The sequence below is a fragment of the Novosphingobium guangzhouense genome, from assembly GCF_002896965.1.
Lineage (GTDB): Bacteria > Pseudomonadota > Alphaproteobacteria > Sphingomonadales > Sphingomonadaceae > Novosphingobium > Novosphingobium guangzhouense.
In genome coordinates, this window is record NZ_LYMM01000025.1 from 31,447 (window position 1) to 45,172 (window position 13,726).

8 protein-coding genes are annotated in these 13,726 nt (G+C 65.1%); 4 read left to right on the plus strand and 4 right to left on the minus strand.

Translation table 11 applies throughout. The features are described from left to right. Positions 1–41: 41 nt before the first annotated feature. Entirely contained in the window at positions 42–1,622 is a 1,581-nt protein-coding gene (locus A8V01_RS07355; RefSeq protein WP_103095337.1) for an amidase, read from the minus strand. Between the two features lie 134 nt (positions 1,623–1,756). After that, the gene (locus A8V01_RS07360; protein ID WP_211294976.1) at positions 1,757–2,803 is read right to left on the minus strand and encodes an ornithine cyclodeaminase; all 1,047 of its coding nucleotides are present in this window, start codon (positions 2,801–2,803) and stop codon (positions 1,757–1,759) included. Positions 2,804–2,972: 169 nt separating this feature from the next. Between A8V01_RS07360 and A8V01_RS07365 the strand changes: the two genes are divergently transcribed. After that, the gene (locus A8V01_RS07365; RefSeq protein WP_103095283.1) at positions 2,973–3,392 is read left to right on the plus strand and encodes an Lrp/AsnC family transcriptional regulator; all 420 of its coding nucleotides are present in this window, start codon (positions 2,973–2,975) and stop codon (positions 3,390–3,392) included. A 118-nt stretch (positions 3,393–3,510) separates the two neighbouring features. Then, positions 3,511–6,792 (plus strand): amidohydrolase family protein, encoded by a 3,282-nt coding sequence (locus tag A8V01_RS07370; protein ID WP_103095284.1) that lies wholly within the window; start codon positions 3,511–3,513, stop codon positions 6,790–6,792. A gap of 124 nt (positions 6,793–6,916) precedes the next feature. On the opposite strand, the gene A8V01_RS07375 is transcribed toward A8V01_RS07370, so the two are convergent. Beyond that, on the minus strand, positions 6,917–9,607 hold the full coding sequence (locus tag A8V01_RS07375; protein WP_103095285.1) for a TonB-dependent receptor plug domain-containing protein: 2,691 nt from the start codon (positions 9,605–9,607) through the stop codon (positions 6,917–6,919). 263 nt (positions 9,608–9,870) lie between these two features. Between A8V01_RS07375 and A8V01_RS07380 the strand changes: the two genes are divergently transcribed. Then, complete coding sequence (locus A8V01_RS07380; RefSeq protein ID WP_103095286.1) at positions 9,871–11,544, plus strand: amidohydrolase; 1,674 nt, start codon at positions 9,871–9,873, stop codon at positions 11,542–11,544. Continuing rightward, complete coding sequence (locus A8V01_RS07385) at positions 11,541–12,134, plus strand: FMN-binding negative transcriptional regulator (protein WP_103095287.1); 594 nt, start codon at positions 11,541–11,543, stop codon at positions 12,132–12,134. Before A8V01_RS07380 ends, A8V01_RS07385 begins: the two co-directional genes overlap by 4 nt. A 30-nt stretch (positions 12,135–12,164) precedes the next feature. Here A8V01_RS07385 and pdxR read toward each other — a convergent pair whose 3' ends face one another. Continuing rightward, complete coding sequence (gene pdxR, locus A8V01_RS07390) at positions 12,165–13,625, minus strand: MocR-like pyridoxine biosynthesis transcription factor PdxR (RefSeq protein ID WP_103095288.1); 1,461 nt, start codon at positions 13,623–13,625, stop codon at positions 12,165–12,167. Positions 13,626–13,726: the final 101 nt, after the last annotated feature.

Below are 13,726 nucleotides of genomic sequence, written 5' to 3' on the forward strand. Positions count from 1 at the left end.
GAACCCGATCATCCCGGCCACGCTAGTCAGCGCAAAAGCGTTTACCCGACGCCGTTCAGTACGCCGGGCAGGCTTGCGGCGATCCACGGAGACGCCTTTTCGTAGGCATGGCCAACCTGCAGCACCGCAAGGTCAGCATGGCGCTTACCGATGATCTGAAGGCCGATGGGCAGCTTGCGCGCGCCGCCGAAGCCCGCGGGCACGGCCAGCGCGGGAAGGCCCGCCATCGTCGCCGGCAGGGTTACTTCCATCCAGCGGTGATAGCTGTCCATCGCCTTGCCCGCGATCTCGGTCGGCCAGTGTTCGCTCACGTCGAACGGGAAGACCTGTGCGCTCGGCAGGACAAGGAAGTCGAACTGCTCGAAGGCTGCAGAGAACGCCTTGTAGATCCGGGTGCGACCCTCCGACGCGGCAGCCAGTTGCGGCCCGGTCAGCTTCATGCCGCCTTCGACCTCCCAGATTGCCTCTGGCTTCATCAGAGCGCGTTTGGCGGGATCGTTGTAGAAGCCCTGAAGATCGGCTCCGACAGACCACTGGCGCAGCGCCACTGCCGTTCGCCACATCTCCGATGCCGGTTCCGCCAGCGTGGCCTCTGCCACGTGCATTCCGGCTGCCTCGAACGCCTTGAGCGCCTTCGCGCAGGTTTCCATGACGCCCGGTTCCATCGGCAAGGCGCCGCCCAGATCGCCCAGCCAGCCGATCCGCACGCCTTTCAGATCCTTCTCCAGCGAACCGGCGAACATCGCAGGATCATCCCCCAGAGAGAACGGCGAACGCGCGTCCTCTCCCGCCTGCACGGACAGCAGCATCGCCAGATCCGCCACGGTGCGGCCGAGCGGCCCGGATGTGGCGAAGTTCTGCCAGAACATGTCGGTATTGGGCACCGAAGGCACCCGGCCGAAAGACGGGCGCAGGCCGAACACGTTGTTCCAACCCGGAGGATTGCGAAGCGAGCCGCCAAAGTCGCTGCCATCCGCCACCGGCACCATGCGCAGCGCCAGCGCCACTGCGCCGCCACCCGTGCTGCCACCTGCGGAACGGCCGTGAGCGTAGGCATTGTGGGTCGTGCCGAAAACGGGATTGTAGCTGTGCGATCCCAGCGCGAATTCAGGCACGTTGCTCTTGCCGACGAAGATCGCGCCCGCATTGCGCATGCGCGACACGACAAGGCTGTCGGCGGTCGGGATATTGTTGCGCAGGATCGGCGATCCTTGCGTGCTGGCGATGCCCTTGACCGGGGCTGTGTCCTTCACTGCATGAGGGAAACCGTGGAGCGGCCCGTGGAAACGGCCCGCCGCCGCGTCCTCGTCCATAGCGGCGGCCTGGCGGAGCAGCGCATCGCCGTCCACGCGCGAAACGATGGCATTGAAGCGCGGGTTGAACCGATCGATCTGGGCCAGGTGGGCGGCCATCACTTCACGGCTGGACAAGTCGCGCCGGTGGATCGCGGTCGAAAGGTCCGTGGCGTTCATCATGACGATGGCGCTCCCCGGCCCGCCGGTCCCCCGCTGAGCGGCAGTCCGCGCCAGAGCCGGCGTGGCGACAGCGCCCAGCGCGGCGGATGCGGCGGCAAGCACCGTCCTGCGGCTTGTGGTCATGCGGTCAAGGGTGGGGTCGCCCATCGTCATTGTCTCCAGCTTGGGATGCGGGGGCGCTTCTTCACTGCGCCCGCACGATGGTAAAGGGCCAATATGACTTGCGGCGCGGGACCACTCCCGCGCCGCTTCATCTGCCGTCAGGCTGGCGCAAAAACCGTTCAGGCGGCGCGCTGCAGCATGCCGAACAGGTCGCGCGGGTCATCGGGATCGGCGATGATGTCCAGCTGCTGGAAGAATTCGGTGCCTTCCAGCTTGCCAAGCAGGTAGCGCAAGGCCGAAAAATCCTCGATCGCGAAACCGACGCTATCGAACAGCGTGATCTGGCGCGGATCGGTGCGCCCTTCGACCTCGCCGCTCAATACCTTCCAGAATTCGGTGACCGGGTACGAGGCGTCCATCTGCTGGATTTCGCCTTCGATACGGGTCTGCGGCTCGAATTCAACGAAGGTCGTCGCCCGGTCCAGAATGTCGCGGTGCAGTTCAGTCTTGCCCGGACAATCGCCGCCGATCGCATTGATATGGATGCCGGACCCGACCATGTTGTCCGACAGGATCGTGGCATAGGCCTTGTCCGCGGTGCAGGTGGTGATGATCTGCGCGCCTTCGATCGCGTCCTGCGACGTTTCGCACGCCACTACCTTGATCCCTGAGCCTTCCAGATTGCGCGCGGCCTTGCGGGTCGCCGCCGGGTCGATATCGTAAAGGCGCACTTCCTCGATGCCGACGATCGCCTTCATCGCGATCGCCTGGAATTCCGCCTGCGCACCGTTCCCGATCATCGCCATGACCCGCGCATCTGCGGCCGCAAGGCGACGTGCTACCATCGCCGAGGTGGCAGCAGTACGCAGCGCCGTCAGCAGCGTCATTTCCGTCAGCAGCAGCGGATAGCCGGTGTCCACGCGCGCCAGCAGCCCGAATGCGGCAACGGTCTGCAGCCCCTTGGCGGTGTTGCTGGGGTGGCCGTTGACGTACTTGAAAGCATAGGCGTCCCCGTCCGAAGTCGGCATCAGTTCGATCACGCCTTCCTGCGAATGCGACGCCAGGCGCGGCGCTTTCTCGAAGCGGGACCAGCGCAGATAATCCGCCTCGATCGCATCGGTCAGTTCACGCAGCACGGCTTCGATGCCGAAATGATGGACAAGCCGCATCATGTTCTCGACGCTGACGAAGGGGATGAAGGCAAGCGGTGAAGGCGGCGGCGCCATGATTTTCGTGTCCTCTGATGAATGAGCACCGCGATCCTAGAAGGTCGACCTGTTGGTGAAAATTGCAAGACCGCCTTGCAATCAGGTCAACATTGAGCAATTTTTACGCCTCCACCATTCAATTTGCACAATCAGGGGCAGCCGATCCGTGCCATCCGCAGCGAAATTCATGCCCGATGATCTCGACCGCCGGATCATCGGCCACCTTAGGGCAGATGGCCGTGCGTCGCTGTCCAAGCTCGCGGACGCCCTTGGGGTGGCGCGCGGCACTGTGCAGAGCAGACTGGACCGTCTCATCGATACCGGGACGTTGCTCGGCTTCACTGTCCGCGTCAGGGACGATTACGAAGACCTTTCCGTGCGCGCGGTGATGATGATCGAGATCACCGGCAAATCTACCACTCAGGTCATCCAGAAACTTCGCGGCATGGTGGAAATCCAGACCCTTCACACCACCAACGGCAACTGGGATCTGGTGGCGGACATTCGCACCGGCAATCTCTCCGAATTCGACCGCGTGCTACGGCAGGTACGCATGATCGACGGCGTGCTGAACAGCGAAACCAGCCTGCTGCTGAGCACAGTCTGACCGCCCCAGCACGGTCATCCGCGCAGTGGACCCATGCCCCTGCGGAAACTGGATGTTTCGCAAAGCAGGGCAACCGGCGATGCACTGTCGCCATGAATAATCGCAAAAAGGTGATGCAGTGAGCAAATGGCTGGCAGGTTCGGCGGTTCTGGCATGCGCGGCGATGGCCGTGGCACCTTCGGCATGGGCAGAAACGCTACCCGCACTGTCGGGGCGGGTCATCGAATACGATACGCAGGAAGTCACCTGGCCCGCGCTCGATGTCTCACCCGACGGGAAGACGATCCTGTTCGACCTGCTGGGTGATATCTATGCTCTTGCGCCAACAGGCGGCACGGCCCGCCCGGTGATGACCGGCGCCGCGTTCGACACGCAACCTGTGTTTTCCCCCGATGGCCGCCGCATTGCCTTCGTAAGCGATCGCGACGGCCGCGAGAACCTGTGGATCGCCGATGCGGACGGCAGCAATGCGCGCCGCGTCTCTCAGGAAGCAAGCGGCGCACCGCACTATGGATCGCCGGCCTGGTCGCCGGATGGCCGCACCCTTTACGTTTCGCGCATGATCTGGGGCGTGCTGGCCTTCGAACTGTGGTCTTTCGACGTCGAAAACGGCAAGGCTGACGTGCTGGTAAAGGCCCAGCCGAACGGCGACGATCCGCATCCGCAGCGCCGCAACGCGATGGGCGTAGTCGCCTCTCCCGACGGCAAGAGCCTGTACTACGCCACCAAGGCGGGGACGACATGGACCAGCGGCGCCCTGCCCCACTGGACGATCGCGCGCTTCGACCTTGCCACCCGGACGCAGCACTCCGTAATCACCACGCCCGGCGGCGGCATGCGTCCGGTGCTTTCACACGATGGCCGCCGGTTGGCTTACGTAACGCGCGAGAATGAGCGCACTGTGCTGCGCCTGCACGATCTGGCAGACGGCACCGATCGCCTGCTCCATGCCCCGCTCGATCCGGATGGGCAGTCGGGCGGATATTACGTCGATCTGATGCCGCGCATGGTATTTTCCGCCGACGACCGCAGCATCTACCTTGGCCTTGGCGGCGGGCTAAAGCGCATCGCCGTGGCGGACGGCGCGATCACCGACATCCCGTTCGAAGCACATGTGCGCCACGAGATGCCACTGCCGCTGCGCCGCCAGCACCGGGTCGATACCGGCCCGGTTCACGTCCGCGTAATCCAGACCCCGCGCCTGTCACGGGACGGAAAGCAGGTGGTTTTCGGCGCCGTAGGCCGCATCTATGTGGCCGCCAACCGCAAAGGCGCCAAGCCCCGCCGCCTGGACGTGCCGGGCGCAGCCTGGCAGCCGAGCTGGTCGGACGACGGGCGCTTCATCACCTATGTCACCTGGACGGCGAAGGAAGGCGGCCATGTGTGGGTCGCGGCGGCAGACGGCAAGACCGCGCCGCGCCGGATCACGACGCAGGCAGCATTCTATTCCGAACCGCTGTTCCTTGGCGGCGGAAAAGACGTGGTGGCCTTCTCCGCCAGTCAGCATGACCGGCTCTATCGTTCGGCAGAGAGCCTTGGGCCGATGCCGTCGACGCTGGTTCGTGTTCCCGTGGACGGCGGGACGATGCAAAGACTGGGCGATGTCGGCGCGGCGATGGACTTGCGGCGCGATCCTGATCCGGCGCGCGTGCGCTATTACGCCGATGGCTGGATATCGTCCCATTCAGCCGATGCGGACGAACCGGCGAAGCATCTGGTCAAGCTGATCGCCCGGCCCGACAGCCAGTATTTCGACACTCCCGCCCCGCTCAAAAACGCGCAGTTGAGCGCCGATGGACGCACCGCGCTGGTCCGGCTTGCCTCGCAGCTTTACCTGGTGCCGGTGCCCGAAGCCAAGGACGGCGCGGCGCCGACTGTCACCGTTACCGACCCGGCTGCAGGTGCGCAGCGGATCACTGCGATCGGTGCTGATTACATGGACTGGGCGCCTGACATGCGTTCTCTGCTGTGGTCGGTCGGCGCCACGGTGCGGCAGTTGCCGGTGGCAGCTGCACACGATGGCTCGCCTGCCGCGATAGAGCAGCGGGCGGGCGGAATCGCGATGGACGTCGTCCTTCCGCGCGACGTTCCCAAGGGCAGCCTGCTGCTGCGCGGCGGCCGGGTGATCACCATGAAGGGCGATCAGGTCATTGACGATGCGGACGTTTTGATCATCGATAATCGCATCGCCGGTGTGGGACCAAGAGGCACCATAAAGGCACCTAACGGCACTCAGGTGCGCGACATGACCGGCAAGTTCATCCTGCCCGGCTTCATCGACGCCCACGCCCACTGGTTCGAGACGCGCCGCCGCATCCTTGACATCGGGCACTGGGATTTCTCCGCCAACCTTGCCTACGGAGTGACCGCCGGGCTGGACGTTCAGACGTTCGACCCGGACGTGTTCGGCTATGCCGACATGATCGATGCCGGGCTGATGGTAGGCGAGCGCGCGTTCTCCACCGGCGAGGGAGTGTTCCGCAACAGTCCGATGGGAAGCCGCGAAGAAGCGATCGCCACGCTGCGCCGCTATTCGGATTACTACCGCACCCCCAACATCAAGGAGTACATGGTCGGCGACCGCGCAGAGCGGCGCTATCTTATCCAGGGCGCGCAGGCGCTGGGCCTGATGCCGACGACCGAAGGCGCCAGCGACTACCGGCTGGACCTGACCCAGATGCTCGACGGCTATGCCGGGAATGAGCATAGCCTGCCGATCGCGCCGATCCACGATGACCTCAAGCAGATGCTGGTCCGTTCCCGCATATCGACGGTGCCGACGATGCTGGTGCTCTATGGCGCGCCGGGTCCGCTGGGGGCGATGACGGCGGGCCATCAGGAGGATTTCGACGGTAAGCTGAGCCGCTTCGTCCCCGAATTCGCCTTTGCTGCCAAGCGCGATTCCGCGCAGTGGAACCGCGCCGACGGGCAAGGCTTCGCGCTGTTCGCCAAGCAGGCGAGCGACGTTGGCAAGGCCGGTGGCCTGCTGGGCGTGGGCTCGCACAGCGTCGTGCAGGGCCTGTCCTATCACTGGGAACTGGAAGCGATGGCTTCGGGCGGCGCCAGTGCCGCACAGATCCTGCAAGCGGCGACGATCGGTTCGGCGCAAGTCATCGGCCGCGCGCTTGACCTCGGTTCGATCGAACCGGGCAAGCTGGCCGACCTTCTGGTGATGGACCGTGATCCGCTGGCGGACATCCGCAACACCCGCTCGCTGTCACTGGTGATGCAGAACGGCCGTCTTTACGAAGCCGCCACGCTGAACGAACAGTGGCCTCGGGTGCAGAAGCGCGATGCCCAGTGGTTCGAAGGCATGTCGAAGCACGAGGTCGCCCGCGCGATCAGCACGGCGGCCGCATTTGAGGAAAAGCAGGGCGACGCCGCCTCATTCGAATACTGACGCGCCTGGTATGGAAAATGCCCTGACAGGGCATTTTCTTGACGGCACCGGCCAGACTTACTCATGAAAAAAGCGACGGGTACGAAACCCGCCGCCTTTTCTGTGTGCCCTCCGGGCGCCCGCGTCAGAATTCCAGACGCGCACCCACGGTCATATAGCGACCAATGACATCGTAGTACGGCGAGAAGTTCGAGTAGAGCGGCGGATTCTTGTCGAACAGGTTCGACACGTTGCCGTAGATCTCGAAGTGCTTTCCGTCACCGAACGGCACCTTCTGGCTGAGCTGCAGGTCGATATAGGTATAGGCCGGGATGCGGCCATTGGTGATCGTCGGACGCGTGCCGTCCCACAGGCCCGAAGAGGTGTAGCGCGCGCGCACCAGACCGCTGAAACCGTCGCTGGCATAGCCGACGGAGGCGTTGGCGCGGATGCGCGGCACGCCGTTCACGAAGGCATAGCCTTGCGACTTCACGTAATCGATCTTGTTTACGCCGTCGTCGGTCGTGAAGCGGTTCACCCAGGTGCCGACAAGGCGGAAGGTGACACGGCCATTGGCGGAATTGTTGACGGGCATCGTATAGGCCACTTCGGCGTCGATACCGTCCGTCTTGAACTCGGACAGGTTGACCGACGACGATGCCACGCTGACGATTCTGCCGTCGCTTCCGCGCGAGATATAGTCGCACAGGCTGGCATTACCGCCTTCACAGCGGTCCACCAGAACCTGCGCACCGATGCTGGTGATGACATCCTTGATCGAGATGTTGAAGTAATCGATCGAAGCGGTCAGGCCGCGCAGCGGAGCGGCCGTGATACCCGCCGTCCAGGTGTCAGCCTTTTCCGGGCGGAGCGAGGCATTGCCGCCGCCATAGACCAGCACGCTGCGGCTGCCGTCATCCTCGTACTGCGGATCGATCACGCCCACATAACTGACTGTGCGGTTGGAATAGAGTTCGCTGATGTTGGCTGCGCGGATATCGCGCGAACGGGTGACGCGGCCGATTACGCCGGGCAGGAACTCGTTCGTGGCGCCCAGCTTCCACGACCAGACGCTGCCGGTCGTGCTGTAGTCCGACACGCGAACCGCGCCGTTCAGTTCCAGTTTGCGCAGCAGCGGCACATCGCGAACCACCGGCACCACCACTTCGGCGAAGGCTTCCTTCACGTCATACTTGCCGTTCAGCGACGTGAAGTAGAACGTGGAATAGGCACGGGCAGCGTCCAGTTCGCCGATCGTCGAGCTGGTTTCCAGATTGCGGCCTTCCGCACCGATCGCGATCGAAACCGGGCCTGCAGGCAGGTCGAACGGCTCGCCGCGCAGCGAGACACCATAAGTGTCGAGCTTGTTCACGCTGTTGGAACGCGGGGTGCCGGTGACGTAATCGATCGCTTCCTGCGAAGGCGCGCCTTCACCGAAGAGGTTGAGCGGCACGCAGCCTGCGGCACCCGAACGGCACACCGCCTCGCCCGTCGCCGGATCGATCACCGCGTCCACCGCATTGGCGAAGTTGCTTGCGATCAGGAAGCCGGGGGTTTCCATCTTGTTGCGATATTCGCCGTGGCTGTAATAGCCCGTGTAGCGCCAGCGCCCTCCGCCGAAGCTGCCGTCAAGGGCCAGCGTGCCCTGGATACTGCGGCGGTCAAGCTTGATCGAGCTATACGAAAGGTCCGCATTGTAACGTGCCATCGTGAAGCTCTCGGCGTTGGCACCCGCAAGGATCTGCCGCACATCGTCGCTCAGGAAGGCGTTGTCCGCCTGGATCGTCACGCTGCTGGTGTGATCGCCGAACCAGGTGTAATTGTTGTAGTACCGCGAATAGCGCAGGTCTGCGCTCAGCTTGAGCGTGTCGGTCAGTTCGTAGGACGCCTTGGCCAGCGCGGTATAACGCTGCTGCGGCGTGATCAGCGGGCTGCGATCATCGTCCGAAGTGCTTTCGCCGCCGACCATGTTGTTGCCGGTGATCGGCCCCATGTCAGGCGTGCGCAGGCTGCCGTCCGGGTTGAAGCCCATGCCGACAAGCCCCTCCGGCCCCGACGTGACATAGCCGCCCACCAGGCGCGTGGACGAACCGACATTCGGGGTCAGCGTGTTGGCGATGATCGCGAAGCGGCCGGTGTTCTTGCGGTCGGTCTTGCGGGGGATGCCCTTGTTGTCGAGGTATTCGCCGCCGATCACGAAATGCCCGCGACCATCGGCAAAGCTGGTGCCGAACTTGCCCTCGAACTTGACCTGTCCGGCGTCCCCGCGCGACGACAGGCCGCCTTCCGCGCCAAGGCGCACGCCTTCGTAATTGCTGTCGATGATCATGTTGACCACGCCCGCGACTGCGTCCGAACCCCATGCCGCCGATGCACCGCCGGTGACGATGTCCACGCTCTTGACCATGATCGAGGGCACAGTGTTGAGATCGTTGTCACTGACCAGTCGGCGCCCGTCGACCAGAACCAGCGAGCGCGTCTCGCCAAGGCCGCGAATGTTGACCGGGAAGCGCCCCGCCTGCGCGTTGGTGCCCGAGGTCTGCGGCGACTGCGAGGCCTTGAACTGCGGCAGGTCGGCCAGCGCGGCGCCGATGTTGGTGCGGCTGACGACCTGCAGGTCTTCCTGCGACATGTGAAGCAGCGGCGTGGGCGATTCGTAGCCGGGACGGTCGATGCGCGAACCGGTTACGACGATGTCGCCCTGTGCGGCAGCAGCGCGGTCTTCGTCAGACTGCGGAGCGGTCTGGGCAAGCGCCGGATTGGCCGAAATGCTCAGTGCAATAAGCGCAGTGCCTGCCAGGATCGACCGGCGGCGTGCGCGGAGAAGCTGTTCCATCAATGTATCCCTGTTCGCGGTCGCCCTCGGGAGCGATCTGACAATGCTGCGAGATCGGGCCCCGCGGCTGAAATGCGGTGAAGCGCATGCGCCGGGCCAGCGGAACATCCACTTTCAGGAAGTCGAGGGGACCAATGCATCTATTCGATCAAGGGGACCAAGAGGCGCGTTGGTCCCTTGGCCCTGTGTGTTATTGGATGTTGGCGGGGCCGGGCGTGCAGGCGAAGGGGGCATCGTGAACGGCCAGAGCCAAGGGGAGCGTCATGTTCGATCGTCGTCAATTTCTAGGTTCGGGTGCGGCGCTGCTGGGCGCGGCCGCCTTTGCCCGCCATGCCTTTGCGGCTTCTGCACCGCTTGATATTGCGCTCGTCAATGGCCCCGTCTGGACGGGTGCAGGCGGCCGCTCCGACGCGATCGGCATCGCCGGGGACCGCATCGTCGCAGTCGGCGCGGACGCCGTCCGGGCGCGCACGGCACGTTCCACGCGGGTGGTGGACCTCAAGGGCGCTTTCGCCCTACCGGCCTTCACCGACAACCACACCCACTTCCTGATGGGCTCCAACGCCCTCACCCGCCCCGACCTCCTCAGCGTCAAGGACCGCGCAGAGTTCGTCGGCCGGATCGCCACCGCCGTGAAGGCCGCGCCCGACCAGTGGCTGCTGGGCGGATCATGGGACGAGCAGCGCCTTGGCGGCCAGTTGCCGACTCGCGAATGGATCGATGCGGTCAGCCCGAACACGCCGATCGCGGTTCCGCGCACCGACCTGCACAGCTACCTGTGCAACTCCGTGGCGCTGAAACTGGCAGGCATCACCCGCGACACGCCCGACCCGGAGGGCGGCGTGATCGTGCGCGACGACAAGGGCGAGCCGACCGGCGTGGTCAAGGACAACGCCAAGGAACTCATCAACCGGGTCATCCCGCCGCTGACGCCGGCACAGCTCGAAACCTCGCTGCGCGGCGGCATTGCCCATGGCCTGAAGCACGGCTTCGCACAGGTTCACGTGCCCGATCCGTTCGACTGGGACTGCTTCGACGGCCTGCGCCGCCTGCGCGCCAAGGGCGAAACGGATATGCGCTTCTACAACTTCGTGCCTCTGCGTGACTGGGAAAAGCTGGCCGCGCTGATCAAGGCCGAAGGGCGCGGAGACGACTGGCTGCGCTGGGGCGGGGTCAAGGCGCTGGTCGACGGCTCGCTCGGCGCGCGCACGGCGCTGTTCCACGATCCCTACACCGACGATCCGCACACGCGCGGCGTGCGCGTGATGCCGCTGGCCGAACTGCGCGAAAAGGTGATCGCCGCCGACCGTGCCGGTCTGCACATCACCGTCCACGCCATCGGGGACGAGGCGAACGACGATATCCTCGATCTCTACGCCGAAGTTGAAAAGCTTCACGGCAAGCGCGATCGCCGCTTCCGTGTGGAACATGCGCAGCACATCGCGCCCGCCACGATCCTGCGCTTCGCGAAGCAGAACGTGATCGCATCGGTGCAGCCGTATCACGCCGTCGACGACGGCCGCTGGGCAGTGAAGCGCATCGGCGAAAAGCGCCTCAACGGCACTTACGCCTTCGGTTCGCTGATCCGCAGCGGTGCGACGGTGACGTTCGGATCGGACTGGCCGGTTGCCCCGCTGAGCGCGATGGAGGGCATCTACGCTGCCGTCATGCGCGAAACGATCGACGGCGCAAACCCGCAAGGCTGGCTGCCCGACCAGAAGGTCACGGTGGAACAATCGCTCCACGCCTACACCGTCGCTAACGCCTATGCCGGTTTCCAGGAAGATCGGCTGGGCCGCATCGCACCCGGCTTCCTTGCCGACATCGCCGTGCTTGACAGTGACCCCACCGCCATCGACCCGGAGAAGCTGCCCAAGGTCGAAGTGCTGCGCACGTTCGTAGGCGGGCGAGAGCGCTTCACGGCGGCATCGGCATGAGCATCTGGTCGCCGCGCAACCCCGCCGAAGTGGCGGACCTCGTCGCGCGCCATCCGCTGGCGTGGGTCGTATCGGCCGGGCCTTCGTTCCACGCAACGCCGCTGCCGCTGGTCGCCGACCTTGATGAAAACGGCACCGTTGCCGCGCTCGTCGGGCACTTCGCGCTGCGCAACCCGCAAGTCGAGGCTCTGCGCGCACAGCCCCGCGCGCTGGTGCTGTTCCAGGGGGCGGAAGGCTACGTCTCCCCCGAACTCGTCACTCAGCCGCAATGGGCGCCGACATGGAACTACGCCGTCGCCCGCTTCGAGGTGGAACTGACTTTCGCGCCCGAAGAAAACGAAGCAGCGCTGGACCGCCTGATCGCGCACATGGAAGGCGATCGGCCCGATCGCTGGACCGTGGACCGGATGGGCGAACGCTACGAACCGATGAGCCGCCACATCATCGCCTTCCGGGCCAAAGTGCTGTCCTGCGACGCCACGTTCAAGCTGGGACAGGACGAACGCCCCGAAAGCCTCGCGCAGATCCTAGCCGGGCATCCCGATGCACGGCTGACGGCAGCGATGCGCGAAGCCAACGCCGCCCCCTAAGCCAGAGCCACGCCCCGGCCTGATCCGACCCTAATCCATCAGCGACCGCAGCGCCTTCAGGGCGCTGCGGGCTTCGTGTTCGTCAAGGCTGGCAAAGCCGATCCGCAGCCCCCGCGGCGCGCCCGCACGGGTCTGGAACGAGCGCGACGAGGCAAACCGCAGGCCCGCCCCGGCTGCTCCATTCTCGATCCGGTCAAGCAGTTCGTCCGATGCGAAGCGCAGCCAGAAGGCCAGCCCGCCGGGCGGCATTTCGTATCGCACCCGATCCCCCAGCGTGGCGTCCAGCGCCTGCGCGAAGGCGGTGCGCCGCCGGGCGTATATCTGCCGCACCTTGCGGGCATGGCGGCTCAGTTCCCCGCTTTCGATCAGTTCGGCAGCGGCATGTTCAGTGATCGTGTTGCCCATGCCATCCACCAGCGAGACGTTGTGCGCCAGCGCCTCGATCACATCCACCGGGGCCGCGATATAGCCGATGCGCAGGGCCGGCAGCAGCAGCTTGGATAGCGATCCGGCGTAGATCACCCGCCCCGGCGCATAGGCAGCCATCGGCAACAGCGGCTGCGATGCGAAATGGAATTCGTGATCGTAATCGTCCTCTATCACCGCGAAGCCGAACTGGCGCGCAAGGTCCAGCAGGCGCAGGCGCCGTTCGGGCCGCAGTGCAACGGTGGTGGGGAACTGGTGGTGCGGGGTAACGAATACGGCGGCCACCCGATTGCGACGGCAGGCCGCTTCCACGTCCTCAAGGCAGATCCCGTCATGGTCGAGACCGACAGGGATGATCTTCGCCCCACGCGCGGCGAAGGCGGCCACGGCAGGTTCGTAGGTCAGTTCCTCGACGATCACGGCGTCGCCGGGGCGGATCAGCAGGCTGGCGGCCAGAAATATGCTGTTCTGGCTGCCGCGCGTGATGCAGATGTTCTGCGCGGTCACCGGCAGACCCCGCTGGCTCTTGAGCATCGCGGCAACGCTTTCGCGCAAGGCGGGCGCGCCGCGCGGGTCGCCGTATTGCAGGCCATTGGCGCGCGTGAGCCGCTGGGCGGCGCCGCGATAGGCGCGGGACAGCAACTCCACCGGGAACAGCCGGCCGTCCGGAGCCCCCTCGTCAAGCTTGAGCCCCGGCCCCTCCGGCAGCGCCAGAGGGTGCTCGGGGCCGGGAATGAAGCGATACTCCGCCTGACCGGAGTCTTCCCTGCCTTCGGGTGCGGCAGCTCCCGCAGGATCGGGAAGCGCGGTGGAAACCATTGTGCCGCGCGTTCCTGCTGAAGACAGCCAGCCCTGCGCGATGAGGTCTTCGTAGGCGAGCACAACCGTCTTGCGGTTGACCCCCAGCCCTGAGGCAAGATCACGGCTGCTCGGCAGATAGCTGCCCGAAGTGAGGCGCCCGCTTTCAATATCGCGGATCACCGCCTGGATGATCTGCATGTAGACGGGCTCTGGGCGAGCGGCGTCGATACGCTGGCTAAGGCTGATCTGCCAGGGGCGCAACATGGCTCAGCGGCCGATATGCGAACGGTCGTTCATCACGGCGGATTAGCCAGTCGGATGGGGCTGTGGCAACCATTCTGTCTGCGCCCTCCCCCGCGCAGGCA

What these genes read in the sequence shown, in the direction of transcription:
- A8V01_RS07375 (WP_103095285.1), bottom strand. Translation starts at nt 9,607, where the DNA reads ATGGAACAGCTTCTCCGCGCACGCCGCCGGTCGATCCTGGCAGGCACT.
- pdxR (WP_103095288.1), bottom strand. Translation starts at nt 13,625, where the DNA reads ATGTTGCGCCCCTGGCAGATCAGCCTTAGCCAGCGTATCGACGCCGCT.
- A8V01_RS07385 (WP_103095287.1), top strand. Translation starts at nt 11,541, where the DNA reads ATGAGCATCTGGTCGCCGCGCAACCCCGCCGAAGTGGCGGACCTCGTC.
- A8V01_RS07355 (WP_103095337.1), bottom strand. Translation starts at nt 1,622, where the DNA reads ATGGGCGACCCCACCCTTGACCGCATGACCACAAGCCGCAGGACGGTG.
- A8V01_RS07360 (WP_211294976.1), bottom strand. Translation starts at nt 2,803, where the DNA reads ATGGCGCCGCCGCCTTCACCGCTTGCCTTCATCCCCTTCGTCAGCGTC.
- A8V01_RS07380 (WP_103095286.1), top strand. Translation starts at nt 9,871, where the DNA reads ATGTTCGATCGTCGTCAATTTCTAGGTTCGGGTGCGGCGCTGCTGGGC.
- A8V01_RS07365 (WP_103095283.1), top strand. Translation starts at nt 2,973, where the DNA reads ATGCCCGATGATCTCGACCGCCGGATCATCGGCCACCTTAGGGCAGAT.